We start from the raw sequence: 21813 nt of genomic DNA on the forward strand, positions 1-21813 counted from the left end.
CCTCTCCTCGGCCGGTCAGGAGTTCTTCAGGAAGATGCGCGTGCCGGACGGGTCCGCCTCGAACTTCTTGAGCTTCGGCCCCCACACGTCGTAGGCGATCGGGGCCGCGTACGGGACGACCATGTACACGCGCTCCGCGACGTACCGGTTGATCTCCGCGTACATCCGCTTGCGCTCGGCGTCGTCCTTCGCCTTGGTGACGGCGTCCGACATCATCTGCCACAGCTTCGGGTCGTCGATCTTCGTGGACGGGATGCCCTTGGCGAACCACAGCGCGAGGTACTGGCTGGCGTCGGCGTTGAGCGCGGCGGTGAGCTGGATCATGTCCGCGTTCCACTTGCCGGACAGCAGGTTGCCGACGAGCTGCCCGAAGGGGAGCTGCTTGATCTCCAGCTCGATGCCGATCTCGGAGAGCTGCTGCTTCATGAGCTGGGCCGTCGGCAGGATCTCCGGGATCTCCGACTGGAGGGCGACGGTCAGCTTGACGTCCTTCGCGCCCGACTCGGCGAGCAGCTTCTTCGCCTCGGCCTGGTTGTAGGTGTAGTTCGGGAAGTCGGCCGTGGCGGCCGCGCCCAGCGGGTCGGCGGGCGGGACGATCCCCGCCAGCTCCCCGACGCCCTGCGAGCCGATCTTGATGAGCTGCTGGCGGTCGATGCCGACGCTGATCGCCTTGCGGACCTTCTCGTTCGCGAGCGGGCCCTGCGCGGCGTTCATGCCGAGCCAGTACGACCCGACGTTGTGCGTCGGGCCCACGTTGATGCCGCGCCGCTTCAGCGCCTCAACGTTCTTCGGCAGCTTGACCTGCGTCATGTCGACCGAGCCGGACTGGAGGGCCTGGACGCGGGTGGACTCGTCCGGGATGAGCCGGTAGTCGATGGCGTCGAACCCGGGCTTGGGCTTGTCCCAGTACCCGGCGAACTTCACCGTCTTGATGAGCGAGCCCTCCTGGTACGCGGCCAGCTTGTACGGGCCGGTGCCGTTCTCCTGGGTCTTGCGCTCGTTCTCCGACTTGGACTTCGTCCACTGCTCGCTGACGATCCCGGCGCTCCACGGCTGGGCGAGCAGGTGGAGCAGCGACGCCTGCGGCTCCTTGAGCGTGATGGTGACCTTGTCCTCGCCGACCGCCTTGACGTCCTTGAAGGTGTAGAGCGACACGTACGGCGAGTGCGTCTTCGGGTCGACGATCCGCTTGAGGCTGAACACGACGTCGGTGGCCTTCACCGGCGTCCCGTCGTGGAACGTGACGCCCTTGCGCAGCGTGAACTCGTACTCGGTCGGGGACACCTGCTTCCACGACTCCGCGACCGCCGGCTTCAGCGTCGTCGTGTCGGTGTCGAGGGCGAGGAGGCCCTCGTAGAACTGCGCGACCATGCGCTTGGCGTTGAACGCCTGGGCCATGATCGGGTCGAGGCCGCTGAGCGGCTGGCTGTCGTCGGCGACGACCAGGGCGCCGCCGCGCGCCGCCGTCCCGGACGATCCGGACGACGACGACCCGGAGCCGCTGCACCCGGCGACGGCCAGCGTCGCCGCGGTGGTGAGCGCCAGGGCGCCGAGCATGCCTCTTCCCATGCGTTTGCCCGCCATAGTGATGCCTTCCTTTTCCTCGTGAGAATGGTCAGACGACCGAGCGGCGGGAGACGGAGAACCCCTCGCCGATCAGGCTCCAGCCGATGGACGAGAGCAGCAGCGCACCCGCCGGACCCAGCGGAAGCCAGGGCGAGTCGGCCATGTAGTTCTGCGATTCGAAGATCATCCGACCCCAGCTCGGGGTCGGCGGCTGCACACCGAGGCCGAGGTAGCTCAGCGACGATTCCAGCAGGATGACGATCGCCGCCGTATTGGCGAGCTGCACCATCATCAGGGGAAAGACATTGGGCAGGAGATGCTTGACCGCGATGACCGGGGCGCGCACCCCGGAAATGCGGGCCGAAAGGATGAACTCGCGTTCCCGCAATTCCAGGCAGCGCGCCCGAACCACCCGTGCGAACTGCGGGATCGACACCACCGCGAGGACGATGACCAGCGTCTTGCGGGTGGGCGAGAAGACCGTGATCGCGGCCAGCGCGAGCAGGATCGACGGGAACGACAGCAGCAGGTCGACCCCGGCCATCAGCAGCGCGTCCAGGCGTCCGCCCTGGAGTCCGGCGGCGAGCCCGATCATGGACCCGACGACCAGGGAGAGCAGGGCGGCGAACACCGCGATCGACAGGGACGTCCGCCCGGCGATGCACAGCCGGACGAAGTAGTCGCGGCCGAGGTCGTCGGTGCCCATCCAGTGCGTGCCGTCGAGCCCCGTGAACGGGTCGCCCGCGACCTCGGTCGGCGAGTACGGGCGCAGCACGCCGACCAGGTAGGACATGCCGACCAGGGCCAGCAGGATCAGCACCCCGACGATGATCCCGGTACGCGAGCGCAGCACGGGCCGCAGCGACCGCTTCGCGGGTCCGTCCTTGGAGGCCGGGACGTCCTCCACCGTGACGATGTCACTCATCGCAGCCCACCTACCTTGGGGTTGATCAGCGGATAGAAGAGGTCGACCACGAGGTTCATCACGACGAAGACGCCGCCGAGCAGGAGGATGCACGCCTGCGCGGCGGCGTAGTCCTTCTGCAGGATCGAGGTGACGGTGAGCTGCCCGATGCCGGGGATCGCGAAGACGTTCTCGATCAGGATCGACTGCCCGACCATGCCCGCGAGCTGGAGTCCCGCGATGGTGACGACCGGCCCGGACGCGTTCCGCAGCCCGTGCCGGACGGTCGCCTGGAGCCGGGTGGAGCCGGTCGCGAGCGCGGTCCGCATGTAGTCCTGCTCGTAGACCTCCAGCATCGACGCCCGCATGTACCGGCAGATCGTCGAGCCGAGCGGCAGGCCGAGCGCCAGCGCCGGAAGGACCAGCGCCTGGACGTTCCGCACCGGGTCCGCCGTGAACGGGACCCAGCCGAGCGTCGGCCAGGACGGCATGACCATCGAGGCGAACAGCACCAGCGCGACGCCGAACGCGAAGACCGGCGTCGCGAGCCCGAGGAACGTGGCGCTCCGCGCGACCCGGTCGAAGAACCGGCCGCGCTTCATCGCCGCGATCGCCCCGAACGGAACGCCCCACGCGATGGAGACGATCGTGGCGGCGATGGCGAGTTCGAGCGTGTTCGGCAGCCGGTCCGCGATCAGGGTGCGGACCGGCTGGCCGTTGAAGACGGAGATGCCGAAGTCGCCGCGCAGGACGTTTCCGAGCCAGTGCGTGTACTGCTCGATGAGCGGGCCGTCCAGGCCGAGGTCGCGGGTCAGCTGGGCGCGGACCTCCGGGGTGCTGTAGGGGCCCGCGAGCAGGTCCACCGAGTTGCCCGGCAGCATGTGGACGAGCCCGAACGCGATGATCGACAGCAGGAACATCACGAGGACGCCGCGCAGCAGCCGCGTCCCGAGGAAGAGGACGAGCGGGGGCGGCGCGAAGCGACGCGCGGCGCGCTCCTCCGGTGGCCTCACCTTCGGAGAAGGCACCTGTGTCGCTGAGCTCATCCGAACCTCCTGCCGCCTGCCCCTGCGAGTGGCAGCAAGGTTGTTCAGGTCACACTCCGGATGCCACCCGCACGTCTCGCTGAGCGGACCGCGGGCCGAACCGGGTTCGCCGCCGCGAACCCGCTGATCACGGGCCGGTCCTGGTCCGGGCGCCGGCGCCGGTTCGGACAGCGGACCGCCGCGCTCCCCCGGCGCCGCCGCGTGCGCGACCATGCTCCGAACCGGCGGAAGGAGTTCACGCATGCAGCCCACGGCCACGGAATGGCTGGCCCGCATGGGGCGGGGGGAGATCTCGGCGGCCGAGCTGGCCGAGCACTACCTCGCCCGCGTCGGCGCCGCGAACCCCCGCCTCAACGCCGTGGTCGCGGTCGACGCGGACGCCGTCCGGACGGCGGCGCGGGACGCCGACGAGCGCCGCAGCCGCGGCGACGACGGCCCGCTGCTCGGCCTGCCCGTCACGATCAAGGACTGCCTGGACGTCGCGGCCCTGCCCTGCCGGGCCGGGTCGCGTGCCCGCAAGGACGTCCCGACGACGGACGCGGTGGTCGTCGAGCGGATCAAGCGGGCCGGGGGCGTGATCCTCGGCAAGACGAACATGCCGGAGCTCGGCTCGTCCTACGAGACCGACAACAAGGTGTACGGGCGGACGAACCATCCCCTCGACGCCGCGCGGACGCCGGGCGGGTCCAGCGGCGGGGAGGCGTCGGTCATCGGCGCGGACGCGTCCCCGCTCGGCGTCGGCACGGACGGCGGCGGCTCCGTCCGGGTGCCGAGCCACTACTGCGGGCTCGTCGGCCTGCGGCCCACGACGGGGCGCGTCCCCGCGACGGGGAGCTGGCCCGACAAGCGCTCCGGCCCGACCCTCGACATCACCTGCATCGGGCCGATGGGACGCTCCACGGCGGACATCGCGCTGCTCCTCGACGTGATCCACGGGCCCGACCTCGGGGACCCGTTCGCGCATCCGGTGCCGCTGCGCGACTGGTCGGCGGTCGACGTCGCGGGCCTGCGCGTCGGCTGGTACGTCGAGGACGGCCTCGCGCACCCGTCGGACGCGACCGTCGCGGCCGTCCGCCGCGCCGCCGGGATCCTGGAGAAGGCCGGGGCCGCGGTCGTCCAGGTCGAGCCGCCCGCCGTCACCGAGGCGACCGAGCTGTTCTTCGCCGCGCTCGCAGCGGACGGCGGCGACGGCGTCCGCGGCCTGGTCGGGGACGCGCCGGACGACCACACCGAGCAGTTCCTCGACCTGCTGGACAACCCCCGGCACGGCAGTTCGACGTCCGCCGGGGACTACTTCGCGCTCCTCGACCGGATGTTCGGCCTGCGGTCACGGGTGCGGCGGTGGATCGACGGCTACGACGTCGTGCTCGCCCCGGTCGCCGCGGGGCCCGCGCCCCGGCACGGCGAGCCGCCGCAGGGCGTCGCGCCCGCCGACTACGGCCGGTACGAGGGGTTCAACTACACCCACACCTACAGCGTCGCCGGGCTGCCGTCGGCGTCCGTCCCGGCCGGGGTCGAGGACGGCCTGCCAGTCGGGGTGCAGGTCATCGCGCAGTGCTGGCGGGAGGACCTGGTGCTCGCCGCGTGCGCCGCGATCGAGCGCGAGACGGGCGGCTTCCAGATCGTCGACCGTCCCGCCCTTTCCTGAGAACGGCCCGAAAACAGAACGCGGCGGGGACGGGCTCGGCCCGTCCCCGCCGCGTTCCGCTCGGTCAGTCGTCGTGGCGCTGGTTCAGGAAGCCGGTCACGACCGAGTAGAAGTCGTGCGGACGCTCCTCCTGCAAGTGGTGCGAGGAGTAGTCCATGACGTAGAGGTGTCCGCGCGGCACCATGCGGGCCAGCATCAGCGGATAGTCGGGCGTGAGGAACGCGTCGTACATGCCCCACGCGAACAGGACGGGCGCGATGACGCGGCCGAGTTCCTCGGTGAGGTCCTGCCAGTCGCCGCGCGGGTTGTCCGAGGACGCGGCGAGCGCCATCTCCTCGGGGTCGAGGCTCTGCTCGTAGCGCAGCGTGACGGTCTCGTCCGGGAGTGCCTCGGCGTCGTACCACTCCAGCCGCGCGATCAGGTCGCGCATCTTCTCCCAGGACGGGCCCGTTCCGCCGTAGTAGGCGTCGCGGGCGTTGCGGCCGCGGCGGCCGCCCTCCGGCAGCGGGGCGAGCGGCCCGTAGAACACCGGCATGCTGCCCGTGACGACCAGGGACCGCACCCGCTCCGGGTACTTCGCGGCAAGGTTCAGCGCGATCGTGCCGCCCCAGGAATTGCACACGAAGTCGGCGCGGCCGATTTCCAGGGTGTCCATGAGCGCGATGGTCTTCGCGGCGTGGAAGTCCCACATCGGCCCGGTGATGGTGCATTTCTCCGACCGGCCGTACTGGAGGATGTCGACCAGGAAGCAGTCCCGGTCGCGGGCGAACATTGGCGCGACGGCGCCGAAGTCCGTCCAGGCCGTGCAGCCCGGACCGCCGCCGTGCAGGAAAATCGTCGGGGCGCCCGAACCCATTCTCGTGTAGTGGTATTTCACGCCGTCCGCTTCGGCGTAAAGGCCCTCGGGGCCCGGCTTGGTGTCCATCCACGGATCATCACCGGCGGGCGCGGGCGCCGGAAGTGCGGCGGTCCGCTGAGCGGTCCCCGCTCCTTACCGCGGATCGGGCCCGTGCGTATGGTGCGTTTCCGGACGAGCCAATGGAGGTGGCAGGTGGAACCGGAGGCGTCCCGCGCGGACCTGGACACGGGCGTGGACACGGGCGCGGACACGGGCGTGGACCTCGCCGAGAAGCGCGCCCGCGCCCTGGTCGGACGGGTGGAGCGCCGGTCGCTCGGCGTCGTGCGCGCGGGCGCCGCCGCCGAGTTCGCGCGGGCCGCCGGGGAGGACGCGCCGCGCCTCGTCGACCCGGACCATCCGGAGTTCGTCGTCCATCCGATGTACGTCGTCAGCCTGCTGCGCGGCGCGCCCGGCGCGGACGACGCGGAGTTCCGCCCGGACGGCATGTACCGCGACGAGGTGCCCGGCACGGACGGCCTGGACGTCTCCCTGATGGCCGGCGGCCAAGACGTTCGCTGGTCGTGCGCGGTTCGCGTAGGCGACGACATCGAGGTCCGGCGGACGCTCGTCTCCGTCGAGCGAAAGGGACGGGGCGCGGGCTTCATCCTGCTGACCGTCGAGAAGACGTACGGGACGCCGGAACGCGGCGTGCTCGTCGAGGTCACGGAAAGGTTCATCGTCCGTTGAGCGAGCACGCACCCGTCCCGGGGCAGGACGTGACGCCCGTGCGGTCCGCGCCTGACGCGATCCGGTTGCTGCGGTTCGGCGCGGTGACGCGGAACGCGCACCGGATCCACTACGACGCCGAGTTCGCCCGCTCCGAGGGGCTGGACGGACCGGTCGTGATGGCCCAGTTGCACGGCTGCCTGTTCCACCGCGCGGCGGCGGAGTTCGCGGGCGGCGACCCGGCCGCGGTGCGCGCGGTCGGCTGGCTGAACCGCGCGCCCGCGTGCGCCGGGGACCGGCTGACCGTCACCGGGACCGTCCGCGAGGTCGGCCCGGACGAGATCGTCCTCGACCTGGAGGAACGGCGCGGCGACGGCACCGTGTGCTGCCGCGGCCACGCCGTCGTCGCCCGACGGCCCTGAGGTCAGGGCATGGTCAGGGCGACCTTGCCGATGGCCGCGCCGGTGCGCAGCCGCTCGACGGCCTCCCCGAGCCGGTCGATCTCGTACCGCTCGACGTGCAGGCTCAGCTCCCCGGCGGCGATCTCCTTCAGCAGCCGGTCGCCGACCTCGCCGAGCGCGCCGCCGCGCACCATCAGGTTGACCGGCAGCAGCGAGACGTTCGCGAGCAGGAAGTCGGCCAGGTCGACGGTGAACTCGCGACCGGCGGTGTACCCGACAAGCGCGGCCCGGCCGCCCGGCCGGACGTGCCCGAGCCCGTTCGCCAGCACCGGCCCGCCCACGGTGTCGACCAGCGCGTCGACGGGGCCGCCGAGCGCGTCGCGGTCCGCCAGGTCGGCGGCGAGGACGGCCCGCGCCCCGGACGGGACGTGCGCCAGCTTGCCGGGCCGTCCGACGACGCCGATCACCTCGGCCCCGGCCCGCACCGCGAGCTGCACGGCCAGCGACCCGACCGCACCGGCCGCGCCGGTCACGAGGACGCGCTCCCCCGCCTCGACGGCGGCGACGTCGTGCAGCGCGGCCCACGCCGTGGCGGCGGGCGAGAAGAAGCAGCAGGCCAGCGCCGGGTCGACGCCGTCCGGGACGGCGACGACCGCCTTGTCCGGCACGACGGCGTGCTCGGCCCAGCCGCCGTCCCGGCGCATCCCGAGCCCGGCGCCGCGCACCCGGACGAGCGCGCCCACCGGGTGGACGCCGGACGCGACGACCGTCCCGCACGCCTCGGTGCCGGGCACGAACGGCAGCGTCGGCAGGATGCCGAACCGGCCGTCCACGATGTTGAGGTCGAGGTGCCCGACCTGCGCGGCGCCGATCCGGACGAGCGTCTCCCCGTCCCGGGGCGGCGGGACCGGCCGGGTCTCGACGCGCGGCGTCGATCCGAACTCGGTCAGCACGAGCGCCCTGGACGCGTTCACCGTGGTCATCACGCCCTCACCGTAGGTCCGGCCGCCGCGCGCCCGCATGGCGCGCGGTCCGCTGACCGGACCGCCGGGCCGCCGGTCCGGCCCCGCCGCCTGCCCGTCCGCGCCGCCCGGCCTCCGGCGTCTTGCTGAGCGGTCCGTTTCCATAGGCAAGCCGTTTTCGGCGGCCAATCATCTCGGCATCGCTCAACGTGACATCCGGAAGGACGATGCACATGACCGGCTCAGACTCGCCCGATCCGAAGGACGGGGACGGCGCCCGCCCCAGGGCGCGCGGGCTCGCGCGGCCGGGCCGGCAGGACTGGTCCGCCTGGCCCGAGTACGACGCCGCCGCCGAGGGCTTCCGCGGCTACTGGTACCCGGTCACCTGGTCCAGTCACGTGACCGGGAAGCCGCTCGCCGTCAAGGTCTGCGGGGAGAAGATCGCGCTGGTCAGGGACGGCGGCCGGGCGTACGCGCTGCACGACCGCTGTCCGCACCGGGGCGTCCCGCTGTCGCTCGGCGACCAGCAGTTCCCGGGCACGCTGAGCTGCCCGTACCACGGCTGGACGTACCGGCTGAACGACGGCCAGTTGTGCGCCGTCATCACCGACGGGCCGGAATCGCGCATCTGCGGCAAGGTCACCGTGCGGACCTATCCGGTCGAGGAACGGCTCGGAATGGTGTGGGTGTTCGTGCCCATCGCGAACGAGGAGCCGCACCCGATCGACTCGCAGCTTCCCGAGGAACTGGTCGAGAACCAGTTCGTCATGGGCGGCCGTATGCAGGAGCGTTCCGGGAACTGGCGCTTCGCCGCCGAGAACGGCTTCGACGAGGGGCACGCGAAATACCTGCACCGCACCTCGATGTGGCGGATGTTCAAGCCGATGCCCACCTGGAACATCACCAAGATCGTGCCTGGCGGGCGGTGGATCTACCGCGTCCAGGAGGAGGTGCACTGGGACGCGGACTTCCCCGGCGTCGGACGCTGGTCGAACAAGCGGTGGTGGAAGCTCCAGCCGCCGAAGGAGACCTTCAACATCGGCAACACCGGCAAGCCGAAGAAGATCAACCCGGTCATCGCGAAGTGCGACTTCCCGGGTTTCGCGTCGCTGTCCATGCCGGGCGTGCTGCGCATCGTCTACCCGAACTTCATCCACTACGAGTTCTACGTCCCGGTGGACGCCGACAACCACCGGTACGTCGGCGTGATGATCAACTTCACCGAGGGCTGGAAGGCCGCCGGGTTCTACGTCAAGTACCTGGGCGCGATCCGCTGGCTGTTCCACGGCCAGTTCACCGGCCAGGACGCCTGGATGGTCGACGTCACCGACGCCCCGCCGGAGAAGCTCTACCGCCCCGACGTGTCCCTCACCGCCTGGCGCGGCCTCGCGCAGGACGAGTTCGCCAAGAAGAAGGCGGCGGCGGGCGCGAAATGAGATCCAAGGAGAGACCCGTGCGACGTCCCCTGCTCACCCTGATCACGGGAGCGGCCCTCGCGGTGGCCGCGCCGCTGCTCTGGCGGCGGCTCGCCCGCACCGTCAACACCCAGGTCCACCGGATCGACCCGTGACCGCTCCGGACGGCCGCGCCGGGCCGGACGGGCTGGACGGGCTGGACGGAGGCCGCCGCGAACAGGTCGCGGCGGCGTGGCGGCACGTCACCGCCGACCGGCTCCGCGAGCTGGTGCGGGGCCTGGTGGACGTGCCGAGCCCCACCGGCCGCGAGGGCCCGCTCGCCCGGCACATCGCGGACACGCTCGCCGCCGCCGGGATCCCGGCGGCGGCGCAGCCGATCGACGACCGGCAGGCGAACGCGTGGGGCCGGCTGCCCGGCGACGGCACCGGCCCCGACCTCATGCTGTACGCGCCGATCGACACCCTGACCACCGGCGACGCGGACGAGGACGTCCCGTGGATCGGGCCGGAGCTGCGTCCCGACATGCGCGCCGAGGCGCGAGACGTCGGCGACCTCGTGACGGGCCTCGGCGCGTCCAACCCGAAGGGCCACGCGGCCTGCGTGCTGATGGCCGCCGAGGCGATCCACCGCGCCGGGGTGCCGCTGACCGGCGACCTGCTCGTCGCGTTCGGCGCCGGCGGGATGCCGACGAACGCGCTGCCCGGGGACGCCCGGCGCAACACCGGTCAGGGCGCGGGCTGCTCGTTCCTGCTCGAACAGGGCCACTGGACCGACTTCGCGGTCATCGCCAAGCCCGGCTGGACGGTCTCCTGGGAGGAGGTCGGCCTCGCCTGGTTCGAGGTGACGGTGCACGGCGTCCACACCTACGTCGGGTCGCGGCACCGCCTGCCCTACCGCAACGCGATCGCCGCCGCGGGCGAGGTCGCGAAGCGGCTCGAAGCCTGGTTCCCCGAGTACGCCGAGCGGCACACCGAGGGCACGGTCGCGCCGCAGGGCGTCGTCGCCTCGGTGGAGGGCGGCTGGCCGCGGATGGCGGCGGTCACGCCCGCCGCCTGCCGGATGCTGGTCGACCTGCGGATCGGCCCGCGCACCACGCCGATGCAGGCCAAGCGCGAGTTCGCCGCCGCGATCGAGAAGATCCGCGCCGACCTTCCCGGAACCGAGGTCACCTTTGAAATGGTGCTCGCCATTCCGGGCACCGCGTCCGACCCGGACACGTGGGTGTGTCGCAGCGCCATCGCCGCGTGGGAGGCCATGGCGGGACGCCCGCACGAGGTCATCCGCGGCAACAGCGGCGCGACGGACGCCAACATCCTGCGCGGGCGGGGCGTCCCGACCGTGCGGATCGGCATGCCCAAGGTGACCGACGCGCCTTTCGACATCGACTTCTCCATGGGGATGAACACGGTCGACGTCCGGGGGATGGAACGGCTCACGCGCCATCTGATCCGCACGGCCGTCGACACCCTGACCCGAACCCGAGCCGAGGTGGGACTGTGACGGAGATCGTGCTCGGTGTCGGAGCGTCGCACAGCACGCTGATGAACACCCATTGGGAAGAGACGACCCACAAGGACGAGGCGGAGCGTTTCCGCGACGGCCTGCGCGCGGCCCGCGACGAATTGGCGGCGGCGCGCCCGGACACCGTCGTCCTGGTCGGCTCGAACCATTTCCGCGGGTTCTGGCTGGACCTCATTCCGAGCTTCACGATCGGCGTCGGCGAATGCGTCGCGAGCGGCGAGTCCGGAACGCCGGAGGGCCCGCAGCCGGTGGACGTGGAACTGGCCCGGCACATCGCCGACGAGCTCGTCGGCGGCGGCCGTTTCGACGTCGCCTTCTCGGCCCGGCTCCAGATCGACCACGGGCAGTCGCACGCGATCCAGTACCTGCTCGACGGGCTGGACGTGGAGATCGTCCCGCTCGTGGTGAACGTGTTCGCACCGCCGCTGCCGACCCTCGCCCGCTGCGAGGCGCTCGGACACGCGATCCGGGAGGCCGTCACCGCGTTCCCCGCCGGAAGGCGCGTCGCCGTCGTCGCCTCCGGCGGCCTGTCGCACCGGCTGCCCTGGCCCGACTGGCGGAGCCCGGACGGCGACGACGAGGAGTTCATGGTCCGCGCCTGGCTCGACGGCCGCAACAACTGGCGCGACTACGACGCGCGGCGGCGCCAGATCGTCCGGGCCGCCGAAAGCGCGATCACCCCGGAATTCGACGAGGAGTTCCTCGACCTGGTCGAGAAGGGCGAGACGCACCGCCTCACCGCCCAGACGACAGAGGAACTCGAAAAGGCGGCCGGGAACGGCGCCCAGGAACTGCGCACCTGGCTCGTCATGGCCGCCGCGCTCGGGCACGCGCCCGGCCGCCGCCTCGCCTACGAGGCGATCCCCGACTGGCTCACCGGAATGGCCGTCGCCGTCATCGACCCCGCCCCCCGAGGCGAACAAGGAAAGGCTTAGCGATGAGCATCTGGACCGCACTGTCGGACCTCGACTACCGGCACACCTACGTCGACGCGGGCGGCGTGCGGACGAGGGCCGTGCAGGCCGGGCCCGAGGACGGCGAGCACGTCGTCTTCCTGCACGGCACCAGCGGGCACCTTGAGGCGTTCGTCCGGAACCTCCCGGCGCACGCGGACAAGTACCGCTGCCACGCCATCGACATGCTCGGCCACGGGTACACCGGGAAGCCGGACGTCCCGCAGGAGATCCCGCGCTACGTCGAGCACCTGATCGCCTACCTCGACGCGGTCGGCGCGGAGCGCGCCCACCTGGTCGGGGAGTCGCTAGGCGGATGGGTGTCGGCGTGGCTGGCGAGCGAGCACCCGGAGCGGGTCGCGTCGCTGCAACTGCTGTGCATGGGCGGCACCAAGGTCAACCCGCCCGTGATGGAGCGCATCAAGAAGACCACGACGGCCGCGTCCCTGAACGAGGACGTGGAGCTGACCCGCGACCGGCTGCGCCTCCTGTGGGCCGACTGGGACGAGGAGTTCGGCGACGAGCTGACCGAGGTCCGCTACGCGATCTACCACCGTCCGGACTTCCAGAAGAACCTGCCGAACCTGCTCGCCTTGCAGGAGACCGAGGTCCGCGAGCGGAACCTGCTGCTGCCCGAGCGGATGGGCCGGATCACGGCGCCGACGCTGGTCGTCTGGGGCAACAAGAACCCGTTCGGCGACGTGCCCGAGGCGCAGGCGATCACCGACGCGATCCCCGGCGCGCGGCTGGAGATCTTCAACGGCTGCGGGCACTGGCCGCAGCACGAGCAGGCGGACCGCTACAACCCGCTGAGCCTGGCGTTCCTGGCGGAGGCCCAGGTCAGAGCATTGCCAAAGTAAGCAGAATGTGATTTGTTACATCATCCAGGCTCCCATGGCCGCCGAAATCCCTGCGAGGTCTGAGTCATGGCAGTGGTTCCGTTCGCCCGTCCCGGATCGACAGCCGTCGCCGCCGCGGAGCAGTCCGCGGACGTCGACTCGATGAACTCCGTCATCGGCAAGACGCGGCTCATCGTCGAGGCGTTCACCGCCGACGACGACGCGCTCTCGCTCGCCGAGCTGGTCCGGCGGTCCGGGGTGACGAAGGCCAGCGTGCACCGGCTCGCCCAGGAACTGCTCGACTGGGGCGTGCTCGAACGGGCCGGGAACCGGTACCGGCTCGGCCTGCGGCTGTTCGAGATCGGCCAGCGGGTGCCGCGGCAGCGCAATCTGCGCGAGGCCGCCCACCCGTACATGGAGGACCTGCTGCTCGCCACTCAGGAGACCGTCCATTTCGCGATTCACGACGGGCTGGAAGTGCTTTATGTGGAGAAGCTCGTCGTCCATCGCGGGCTGAACAAGCAGTCGCGCATCGCTGGACGGCTGCCGCTGCACTGCACGGCGACGGGAAAGGTGATTCTCGCTTTCTCGCCTCCGGAACTGCTTCAGGAAGTGCTCCGCAACGGGCTCACCGTGCTGACCCGCAAGACCGTCACGCAGCCGGGGCGGCTTCGCCAGCAGGTCGAGCGGGCCCGCGCGGGACGCCTCGCGGTCGAGGTCGAGGAGACCCGGCTCGGCTACATGAGCGTGGCCGTCCCGGTCTTCGGCGAGGAGGACGCGCTGGTCGGCGCGCTGTCGATCACGGCGCCGACCTTCCGGATGAACCTCGGCCGGTTCGCGGGTGGCCTGCGGACGGCGGCGAACGGGATCTCCCGCTCGCTCCAGTCCGCTTCCTAGGCCGCCGGCGGGACGGTCAGCGCGATGGGACGCGCACCTCAGCGGTGCCGGTCGCGCACACCGTCCCGTCGGCGGCCGTCCCGGTCAGGTCGAACTCGACGAGGTGTCCGTCGCCGTCGTCCGTCACGGCGGTGACCCGTCCGGAGAACGTCAGCGGGACGCCCGCGAACGCGGTCGCGCGGTTGCGCCACTCGACCCGGCGCAGGACGGCACCTGGCCCGGCGAAGCTCAGCACGGTCCGCGCGAACATCTCGCCGTGCAGGGTCGACTGCACGACCACGTCGGGGAATCCCTCGGCGCGAGCGTGCGCCTGGTCGAAGTGGATGCGGTGCGAGTTCCAGGTCACCGCGCTGAACCGGAAGAGCGCCAGGTGGGTCGGGGTGTACTCGATCGGCGGGCATACCGTGCCCGGTTCAGCCGCCATGCCCGTCTCCACTGTCGTCTCCCAGCACGATCACCGATTCGTCCATGACCACGAGGGGCGTCCCAGCGGCGTCCGTGTAGTCCGTGCGCAGGGCGAGGACGACGAAGTCCCCGGCCTTGCCGTGTTTGCGCGACGCACTCGTGAGCCGCCGCTCGGCGTGCACGACCGTCCCGGCCGTGACGGGCGCGAGCAGCCGGACGGCCTGGCCGCCGTGCACCTGCCGGACCGGCAGGCCCGCCGTGCACGGCGACTCCCGCGCGGCGAGCCCGTCCGGCCGCAGCTCGCCCTCCGGCGGGCCGTCCGCCCAGCTCAGGATGCCGGTCAGGAACATCGGCGGCGCGACGACCGGGCGTCCGGCGGCCTCGTCGGCGCGGGCGGAGGCCGCGTACTCGTCGTCGCCGACCGCGACGGCGTACCGGCAGACGTCCCTGACCGTGACCTCGCCCAGCCGCTCCCGCTCGACCGCGCCCACCAGGCTCTCGGCCCGCGCGCACACCTCGTCGAGCGTGTCGGCGTTGCGCTCGTCGTCCTTCGTCACGGGGCCGACGTTTCCACGGCGTGCACGAGGCGGTAAGGCGATCGTCCTGCTCACCGGACCGCACCGGTTGGTGGCCGGGCGTCCGGTCCTTACCGTCGTCAGCACCCGCCCACCGAGCATCCGCAGGAGGTCCCCCCGTGATCCGTGTGCTGGAAATCGGCGACTTCGCCGCCCCGGACGCCGGGCGCACGCTCGTCGGCCTCGGCGCGGACGTCACGATCGTCGAGCCCGCCGGGGGCGCGCCGGAGCGCCGCGCCGACCCGGTCGGGTTCGCCCACCGCGCGGGCGGGAAGTCGGCGGCGACGGCGGCGGACGCGGCGGCCCTCGCGCCGTCCTGCGACGTGATCCTGGACGGCACCCTCGGCGACCCGTCCACCGCCGACATCGCCGCCGACCTGGTGCGGGCCGCCGGTCCCGGCGTCGTGCACATCGTGCTGACGCCCTACGGCGACGCCGGTCCGGCGTCCGGCTGGCAGGCGACCGACCTCACCGTCGCGGCGGCGGGCGGCATGCTCGCGCTGGTCGGCCGCCCCGACCGGCCGCCGCTGCGGCCCTACGGCGACCAGGCCGTCCAGCTCGCGGGCGTGAACGCGGCGATCGCGGCGCTGCTCGCGGTCCGCGCGGGCGGTGGGCAGCGGGTGGTCGTGTCGGCGCAGGCGTCGGTCGCCGCGAGCCTGGAGTTCGGCGCGATCACCTACATCCACACGGGCCGCGTCCCGCCGCGCACCGGGAGCACGCACCCGCTCGCCCCGCACACGCTGTTCGCCACGGCGGACGGCGTCATCGCGGGCGGTCTCGGCGGCAGCCCCCGGATGTTCGACGCGCTGCTCGGCTGGCTCGTCGAGACCGGCGACGCGGGCGACCTCGCCGACGAGCGCTGGCAGGACGCCCACTACCGCGTGGTGCACCGGGAGGAGATCTTCCAGCGGCTCGCGAAGATCGTCCGGGACCGGGACCGCGACCGGCTCTTCCACGAGGGCCAGGCGCGCCGGCTCCCGTGGGCCGCGGTGCTGCGTCCGGACGAGCTGACCGGGAACGCGCAGCTCCAGGACCGCGGGTTCTTCGCCGAACTCGTCACCGGCTCCGGTCCCGTCGTGGACGTGGGCTTCGCCGCCCGGGTGCGCGGCGCGGAACCGCCGGAACCGCTGCGGGTGCCGGAGCCGGACTCGCGTCCGACGCGCGAGGGCACGGCGCGGCGGCGGCGCGCGGCGTCCGGCAACACGCGCGGGGCGCTGGACGGGCTGCGCGTCCTCGACCTGACCTGGGTCCTCGCGGGCCCGTACGCGACGAAGACCCTCGCCGACCACGGCGCCGAGGTCATCAAGATCGAGTCGCGGCACCGGCCCGACCCGACCCGGTTCTCGACCGGCTTCCACCTGTCCCGCTCGGCGGACGCCGACCCGGACACCAGCGGCTACTTCAACAACGTCAACCGCAACAAGAAGAGCATCACGCTCAACCTCCGCACCGAGGAGGGCCGCGACCTCGCGCTGCGCCTCGCCGCGCACTGCGACCTGGTCGTGGAGAACTTCGCGGCGGGCGTCCTCGACCGGCTCGGCCTCGGCTACGAGCGGCTGCGCGCGGCGCGGCCGGACATCGTGGTGGTGAGCATGTCCGGCATGGGGCACACCGGGCCGTGGCGCGACTACGTCTCCTACGCCGACGCTGTGTCCGCCCTGTCCGGCTGGACGGGCCTCACCGGCGAGCCGGGCGAACCGCCGGTCGGCGTCGTCTACGGCCTCGCCGACATCATCGCCGGGCACCACGCCGCCCTCGCCGCGATCGCCGCGCTGGACGTCCGCGACCGCACCGGCGAGGGCCAGCACGTCGACCTCGCGCAACTGGAGACCGCCGCCGCGCACCTCGGGGACGCGATCGCCCGCGTCGGGTTCGGCGAGCGCGTCGAGCCGATCGGCAACCGGCACCCGCGCATGTCCCCGCACGGCGTGTTCCCCTGCCTCGGCGACGACACGTGGGTGGCGATCGCGGCGCGCGACGACGACGACTTCGCCCGCCTCCTCGCCGCGACCGGCCTGCCCGGCGACCCGTCCTGGACGACCCTGCCCGGACGCCGGGAGCACGAGGACGAGATCGAGCGCCGCCTCTCCGCCTGGACGAAGTCCCGGCCCGCCGAGTCGGTGGCCGAGACCCTCCAGCGCCACGGGATCCCCGCGTACGCGGTGCGCGACGGCCGCACGCTCGTCGAACACGACGAGGCCCTGCGCGCGTGGGACTTCTACCGCCCGCTCGACCACCCCGCGAGCGGGACGTTCCTGCACGAGGGCCTCCCCGTCCGGATGGCCCGCGCCCCGGGCGGCGTCACCGCGCCCGCCCCGCGCCTCGGCGAACACACCGCCGGGGTGCTGACGGACCTGCTCGGCCTGAGCACCGCCGAACAGGACGCCCTGCGCACAGCCGGCGTCCTGGAATAGGACGCGCACAATGGAAGAGAACGAACACGACCTGCTCGTCCGGTCGATGACCTGGGAGGCGGACGGGGTCCTGTCCGTCGTGCTGGCCCGGCCGGACGGCGCGGCGCTGCCGCCCTGGGAGCCGGGCGCCCATCTGGAGCTCGACCTCGGGAAATGGATCCGCCAGTACTCGCTGTGGGGGACGCCCGCCGACACCGCGACCTACCGGATCGGCATCCTCTACCAGCCCGACGGCCGGGGCGGATCCGCGTACGTGCACGAGGAGCTGCGGCCCGGCCAGGTGGTGCGGGTGCGCGGGCCGCGCAACCGGTTCCCGCTGGTGGACGCGCCGCGCTACCTGTTCCTCGCGGGCGGCATCGGCATCACGCCGCTGCTGCCGATGATGGCGCGGGCGTCGGCGGACGGCGTCCCCTGGCGGCTCGTGTACGGCGGGCGGAGCCGGACGTCGATGGCGTTCCTGCGGGAACTCGTCCCGTACGGGGACGCGGTGACCGTCGTCCCGGAGGACGGCGGCGGACGTCCCGACCTCGACGCCCTGCTCGGCACGCCCGAACCGGACACGGCGGTCTACTGCTGCGGCCCCGAGGGCCTGCTCGCCGCGGTCGAGCAGCGGTGCGCCGCGTGGCCGGACGGCAGCCTGCACGTCGAGCGCTTCGCCGCCGCGCCCCGCGACCCGTCCCTGGACGGCGACGACACCGCCTTCCAGGTGGAGTGCGCGCGGTCCGGCCTGACCGTGGACGTCGCCGCCGACGAGTCGGTCGTCGACGCGCTGGACCGCTCCGGGATCTCCGTCCCGACCGCCTGCGGCGAGGGCATCTGCGGGACGTGCGAGACGTCCGTCCTCGCCGGGGTCCCGGACCACCGCGACGAACTGCTGACCGACGCGGAGCGGGAGGCCGGGCGCACGATGATGCCGTGCGTCTCCCGCTGCCTGTCGGGACGCCTCGTCCTCGATCTTTAAGGAGACGGCATGAAGGTCGGCATCCGGATCCCCGCGTGCGACCGTCCGGACCGGCTCGCGTCCGTCGCGGCGCGGGCGGAGCGGCTCGGCTTCGACGAGGTCTGGTTCCCCGACTCGCAACTGCTGTGGCGGGACGTCTTCTCCGTCCTGTCGGTGACGGCCCTGCGCACCGAGCGGATCGGGCTCGGGACCGCCGTGACGAACGTCGCGACCCGGCACCCGTCGGTCGTCGCGTCGGCGGCGCGGACGGTCGCGGAGCTGGCGCCCGGCCGCTTCACCCTCGGGCTCGGCGTCGGGAACAGCTCCGTCCTGCCGGTCGGGATGCGGGCGAGCACCGGCGCGGAGTTCGCGGCGGGCGTCGCGCAGGTGCGGGCGCTGCTCGCGGGCGACGAGTGGGACTACGGGCCGGTGCGGTCGCGGCTGCGGGACCCGGCGCCGTCCGTCCCGATCCAGGTGGCCGCGAGCGGGCCGCGCAACCTGCGGCTGGCGGGTGCGGTGGCGGACGGGGTCGTGCTGCTCAGCGGCGTCTCCCCCGACACCCTCGCCGCCGCCGCGAAGCAGGTCGGGGAGGGGGCGCGCGAGGCCGGGCGGACGGCGGACGTCCCGCTGACGGTGTCGGCGTTCTGCGAGGTCACCGACGACGTGGCCGCGTCCGCCCGGAAACTGAAGCCCATCTGCGCGTCGATCGCGCAGAACGGCGGGGCGCCCTTCCTCGCGCTCGCCGGGATCGACGTGTCGGTGCCCGCCCGCGTGGACGAGGTCTACCCCGACCTCGTCCACGCGGAGGACTGGGACCGGGCCGTCGAGGTCGCGGGCCGCTGGATCTCCGACGACGACGCCCTCGCCTTCGCCGACGCCTTCTGCCTCATCGGCACCGCCGACGAGATCGCGGCGCGGCTCCGCGAGACGTTCGCGGCGGGCGCGTCAGGCGTCTTCCTCCAGCACGTCGGCTCCTACGACCCGCCGCACGACCTCATCGAGGCCGTGGGCGGCGACGTCCTGCCCTCTCTGAGCTGATCAGGCGTACTGGGGGGCGCGGGCGGTCTTGACCGCCTCGCGGAGGTGCTGCTCCTCCTCGTCGGACAGGGACGTCTGGATGATGTGGCCGCCGAGCGGGGCCATCTCCGGGATGACCTTGTCCGGGTTGCGCTTGTCGGCGAGGACGAACACCGCCGCGCCGCCGGGCGGCAGGTGGTCGCCCAGGTTGCGCATGAAGCTGTCGTCGATCCCGAGGTCGGACGAGGCGCCCATGGCCGCGCCCGCCGCGCCGCCGATCGCCATGCCGAGCAGCGGCATGAAGAAGATGAGCCCGATCAGCCCGCCCCACGCGGCGCCGCCGAGCGCGCCGCCCGCGGCGAGGTTGCGGGCCTGGTGGAGCTTGATCTTGCCGCCCTCGCGGTGCTCGACGATGACGAGGTCGGCCAGCTCGATGACGTGCTCCTTCTGCAACTGGACGAGCTTGTCCCTGGCCCGTTCGGCGGCGGGCAGGTCGTCGTAGGCGACGGCGATCAGATCGCTCATGGTTCCCCCTGTGAGCTGCTTTGCCGGTGTGTGCAGGAAATGTGCACGTGCGTTACTTACCTCCGTCTTCGTCATGTCTCCCACCGGACTTCGTCAATTCTCCGTTGGGCCAGGGTGCCGACGACCGTCAGAACGCAGGCGGCGGCGATCCCGGCGACGACGGCGGCCGTCCCGGCGCGCGGCGCGGCGAGCGGCAGCAGCAGGACGGCGGCCACGCAGCCGAGCACCGCCGCCGGACGGTAGACGCGGCCCGCGACGACGGGGGCGTGGATCGTCCACAGCAGGACGACGAACACGCTCACCGGGACCGCGACGGCGTAGCAGATCGCGAGGGACGAGGCGCGCACCTCATGCCCGGCCGCCTCGACCGCCGCCTCCAGCCCCGCGCCCAGTGCGGCGAGCGCCGCGAAGATCCCGTAATGGCCGTATCCCCAGGCGTAGGAGCGTTCACGCCGGTCGCTGAGGCCCTGCCCGGCCGGGGCCAGGAAGTACAGCCACCAGAGCGCGAACAGCAGCACGAGGCCGGACAGCGCGACGACAACGAGCGGCACGCCGATCTCGGCCGCCTCCAGCGACCCCGCGACGCCCCGGGACGCGGCGAGCACGCTCTCCCCGAACAGGATGATCGTGAAAAGACCGTAGCGCTCGGCGATGTGGTGCGGGTGCCAGGCGGTGGGCGCGGCCCGCTCCGCCCACCACGGCACCGCCAGTTCGAGAACGGCCAGCGCGGCGAAGAGCGGCACCCGTCCGGACGACGGCAGCGCGCCCGTCTCGTTGACGACGAGGTTGGAGATCCAGCCGACTTCCAGGACGGCGATCCCGGCGGCGTAGCGGAACGCGGTGGGGCGGCCCGCCGCGTCCTCGATTCCGGCGCGCACCCATTGGGCGAAGAGCGCGGCCCGCATGACGAAATAGCCCGCCGTGACGGCGCGGAAGTCGGAATGGTCGAACGCGGCGGGCACACCGGCGGCGATGACCAATACCCCGGCCATTTGCACCATGGTCAGCAGCCGGTAGGCGACGTCGTCGGTGTCGTACGCGGACGCGAACCACGTGAAGTTCATCCACGCCCACCACACGGCGAAGAACACCTGGAGGAAGGGGAGGAGCCCAGAGAGCCCGTTCCCGGTGGCGACGTCGTGGGCGAGCCGGGCCGTGACGGCCGCGACCGCAACCACGAAGGTGAGGTCGAACAGCAGCTCAAGCTGGCTCGACGCGCGGTGCGGCTCGTCGATCGCACGCGCGCTCATCCGGACCCGGATCCGGCACAGGGTACTCGTCGGTGGCAAGGCCCGCTCCCGTCGCTCCGTCCCGTCGACTAGACCGGACAGCCCCCCGATCTGTGACAGCCAATGCCGGGCCAATTACTTCAAAAGACTTTCGGCGAACCTGTCACAGCGCGGTTCTCTACCCGGTCTTAGCTGGCGACCGAGTGGGCAACCAACGCCTCAACGGAAACGGAGGGCTCCCAATGAAGATCGTGGTCATCGGCGGAACCGGCCTCATCGGGTCGAAGCTCGTGGCGGGGCTCGGCGAGCGCGGCCACGAGGCGGTCGCCGCCTCGCCGAACACCGGGGTGAACACCCTGACCGGCGAGGGGCTGGCCGACGCGGTGGCGGGCGCGGACGTGGTGATCGACGTGTCGAACTCGCCGTCGTTCGAGGACGCGGCGGTGCTGGACTTCTTCCGGAGGTCGACCGGCAACCTGCTCGCCGCGGAGGCGAAGGCCGGGGTCGGCCACCATGTGGCGCTGTCGGTGGTGGGCACCGGACGGCGTCCCGACATCGGCTACTTCGCGGCGAAGAACGCGCAGGAGGAGCTGATCAAGCAGTCGGGGATCCCGTACTCGATCGTCCACGCGACGCAGTTCTTCGAGTTCGCGCACGCCATCGCGGACGGCGCCACCGACGGCGACGCGGTGCGGATGCCGCCCGTGGCGTTCCAGCCGATCGCGGGCGACGAGGTCGCGAAGGCGGTCGGACGCGCCGCGCTGGGCGAGCCGCTGAACGGGGACGCCGAGATCGGCGGGCCGGAGCGGTTCCAGATGGACGACTTCTTCCGCTCCGCGCTGACCGCCTGGGGCGACGAGCGGCACGTCGTCACCGACCCGCACGCGCGCTACTTCGGCGCCGAGCTGAACGAGCCCGACCTCGTGCCGGTGGAGGGCGCGACGCTCGCCGAGGTCAAGTACGCCGACTGGCTCGCCGCCAACAAGTAGGA

Annotated in this window: 21 protein-coding genes; 12 read left to right on the forward strand and 9 right to left on the reverse strand. The window is 72.4% G+C overall.

The window, feature by feature from the left end; translation table 11 throughout:
- Window positions 1-15: 15 nt before the first annotated feature.
- From FXF65_RS01640 to FXF65_RS01650, 3 genes are read right to left on the reverse strand one after another with little or no spacing between them, the layout of a single operon-like run.
- Window positions 16-1569 carry an ABC transporter substrate-binding protein gene (locus FXF65_RS01640; protein WP_187412026.1) on the reverse strand — a complete coding sequence of 518 codons (1554 nt, stop codon included), beginning with the start codon at window positions 1567-1569 and terminating at the stop codon, window positions 16-18.
- Window positions 1570-1615: 46 nt separating this feature from the next.
- Window positions 1616-2491 (reverse strand): ABC transporter permease, encoded by an 876-nt coding sequence (locus tag FXF65_RS01645; protein WP_148347765.1) that lies wholly within the window; start codon window positions 2489-2491, stop codon window positions 1616-1618.
- Window positions 2488-3516, reverse strand: coding sequence for an ABC transporter permease (locus FXF65_RS01650; protein WP_187412027.1), 1029 nt, complete (start codon window positions 3514-3516; stop codon window positions 2488-2490). Before FXF65_RS01650 ends, FXF65_RS01645 begins: the two co-directional genes overlap by 4 nt.
- Window positions 3517-3757: 241 nt before the next feature.
- On the opposite strand from FXF65_RS01650, the gene FXF65_RS01655 reads away from it, so the two are divergent.
- Window positions 3758-5164, forward strand: coding sequence for an amidase (locus FXF65_RS01655; RefSeq protein WP_148347769.1), 1407 nt, complete (start codon window positions 3758-3760; stop codon window positions 5162-5164).
- A 64-nt stretch (window positions 5165-5228) separates the two neighbouring features.
- On the opposite strand, the gene FXF65_RS01660 is transcribed toward FXF65_RS01655, so the two are convergent.
- Window positions 5229-6089 (reverse strand): alpha/beta fold hydrolase, encoded by an 861-nt coding sequence (locus FXF65_RS01660; RefSeq protein WP_148347771.1) that lies wholly within the window; start codon window positions 6087-6089, stop codon window positions 5229-5231.
- A 126-nt stretch (window positions 6090-6215) separates the two neighbouring features.
- On the opposite strand from FXF65_RS01660, the gene FXF65_RS01665 reads away from it, so the two are divergent.
- Both FXF65_RS01665 and FXF65_RS01670 read left to right on the forward strand, forming a co-directional pair.
- Window positions 6216-6749 (forward strand): FAS1-like dehydratase domain-containing protein, encoded by a 534-nt coding sequence (locus tag FXF65_RS01665; protein WP_222868311.1) that lies wholly within the window; start codon window positions 6216-6218, stop codon window positions 6747-6749.
- Window positions 6746-7150, forward strand: a complete 405-nt coding sequence (locus FXF65_RS01670) for a hotdog family protein (RefSeq protein ID WP_148347773.1) — start codon at window positions 6746-6748, stop codon at window positions 7148-7150. The genes FXF65_RS01665 and FXF65_RS01670 overlap by 4 nt, the downstream gene beginning before the upstream one ends.
- Window positions 7151-7152: 2 nt before the next feature.
- Here FXF65_RS01670 and FXF65_RS01675 read toward each other — a convergent pair whose 3' ends face one another.
- Window positions 7153-8112, reverse strand: coding sequence for a quinone oxidoreductase family protein (locus tag FXF65_RS01675; protein WP_148348324.1), 960 nt, complete (start codon window positions 8110-8112; stop codon window positions 7153-7155).
- A gap of 212 nt (window positions 8113-8324) precedes the next feature.
- Between FXF65_RS01675 and FXF65_RS01680 the strand changes: the two genes are divergently transcribed.
- From FXF65_RS01680 to FXF65_RS01700, 5 genes are all read left to right on the forward strand, one after another.
- Entirely contained in the window at window positions 8325-9527 is a 1203-nt protein-coding gene (locus FXF65_RS01680) for an aromatic ring-hydroxylating dioxygenase subunit alpha (RefSeq protein WP_148347775.1), read from the forward strand.
- A gap of 130 nt (window positions 9528-9657) precedes the next feature.
- The gene (locus tag FXF65_RS01685) at window positions 9658-11007 is read left to right on the forward strand and encodes a M20 family metallopeptidase (RefSeq protein WP_222868312.1); all 1350 of its coding nucleotides are present in this window, start codon (window positions 9658-9660) and stop codon (window positions 11005-11007) included.
- Window positions 11004-11963, forward strand: a complete 960-nt coding sequence (locus FXF65_RS01690) for a DODA-type extradiol aromatic ring-opening family dioxygenase (protein ID WP_148347777.1) — start codon at window positions 11004-11006, stop codon at window positions 11961-11963. Before FXF65_RS01685 ends, FXF65_RS01690 begins: the two co-directional genes overlap by 4 nt.
- 2 nt (window positions 11964-11965) lie before the next feature.
- The gene (locus tag FXF65_RS01695; RefSeq protein WP_148347779.1) at window positions 11966-12841 is read left to right on the forward strand and encodes an alpha/beta fold hydrolase; all 876 of its coding nucleotides are present in this window, start codon (window positions 11966-11968) and stop codon (window positions 12839-12841) included.
- A 66-nt stretch (window positions 12842-12907) separates the two neighbouring features.
- Window positions 12908-13717 (forward strand): IclR family transcriptional regulator, encoded by an 810-nt coding sequence (locus FXF65_RS01700; protein WP_222868313.1) that lies wholly within the window; start codon window positions 12908-12910, stop codon window positions 13715-13717.
- A 16-nt stretch (window positions 13718-13733) separates the two neighbouring features.
- Here FXF65_RS01700 and FXF65_RS01705 read toward each other — a convergent pair whose 3' ends face one another.
- Together FXF65_RS01705 and FXF65_RS01710 are read right to left on the reverse strand one after the other, a co-directional pair.
- The gene (locus tag FXF65_RS01705) at window positions 13734-14141 is read right to left on the reverse strand and encodes a hotdog family protein (RefSeq protein ID WP_148347781.1); all 408 of its coding nucleotides are present in this window, start codon (window positions 14139-14141) and stop codon (window positions 13734-13736) included.
- Window positions 14131-14679, reverse strand: coding sequence for an FAS1-like dehydratase domain-containing protein (locus tag FXF65_RS01710; protein WP_222868314.1), 549 nt, complete (start codon window positions 14677-14679; stop codon window positions 14131-14133). The genes FXF65_RS01705 and FXF65_RS01710 overlap by 11 nt, the downstream gene beginning before the upstream one ends.
- A 137-nt stretch (window positions 14680-14816) precedes the next feature.
- Between FXF65_RS01710 and FXF65_RS01715 the strand changes: the two genes are divergently transcribed.
- Genes FXF65_RS01715 through FXF65_RS01725 form a run of 3 tightly spaced genes read left to right on the forward strand, consistent with a single transcriptional unit; the run spans window position 14817 to window position 19089 of the window.
- A complete protein-coding gene (locus FXF65_RS01715; RefSeq protein WP_222868315.1) occupies window positions 14817-17111 on the forward strand; it encodes a CaiB/BaiF CoA-transferase family protein in 2295 nt (764 codons plus the stop codon).
- A 10-nt stretch (window positions 17112-17121) separates the two neighbouring features.
- A complete protein-coding gene (locus FXF65_RS01720; RefSeq protein ID WP_148347785.1) occupies window positions 17122-18072 on the forward strand; it encodes a PDR/VanB family oxidoreductase in 951 nt (316 codons plus the stop codon).
- Window positions 18073-18081: 9 nt separating this feature from the next.
- A complete protein-coding gene (locus FXF65_RS01725) occupies window positions 18082-19089 on the forward strand; it encodes an LLM class flavin-dependent oxidoreductase (RefSeq protein ID WP_148347787.1) in 1008 nt (335 codons plus the stop codon).
- Here FXF65_RS01725 and FXF65_RS01730 read toward each other — a convergent pair whose 3' ends face one another.
- Window positions 19090-19593 (reverse strand): DUF1269 domain-containing protein, encoded by a 504-nt coding sequence (locus tag FXF65_RS01730; RefSeq protein ID WP_148347788.1) that lies wholly within the window; start codon window positions 19591-19593, stop codon window positions 19090-19092.
- Between the two features lie 71 nt (window positions 19594-19664).
- Window positions 19665-20843, reverse strand: a complete 1179-nt coding sequence (locus FXF65_RS01735; RefSeq protein ID WP_148347790.1) for a low temperature requirement protein A — start codon at window positions 20841-20843, stop codon at window positions 19665-19667.
- A gap of 221 nt (window positions 20844-21064) precedes the next feature.
- Here FXF65_RS01735 and FXF65_RS01740 point away from each other — a divergent pair, with 221 nt between their 5' ends.
- The gene (locus FXF65_RS01740; protein ID WP_148347792.1) at window positions 21065-21811 is read left to right on the forward strand and encodes an SDR family oxidoreductase; all 747 of its coding nucleotides are present in this window, start codon (window positions 21065-21067) and stop codon (window positions 21809-21811) included.
- The last annotated feature ends 2 nt before the right edge of the window (window positions 21812-21813 follow it).

It is taken from the genome of Actinomadura syzygii (assembly GCF_008085905.1).
GTDB classification, from domain to species: Bacteria; Actinomycetota; Actinomycetes; order Streptosporangiales; family Streptosporangiaceae; genus Spirillospora; species Spirillospora syzygii.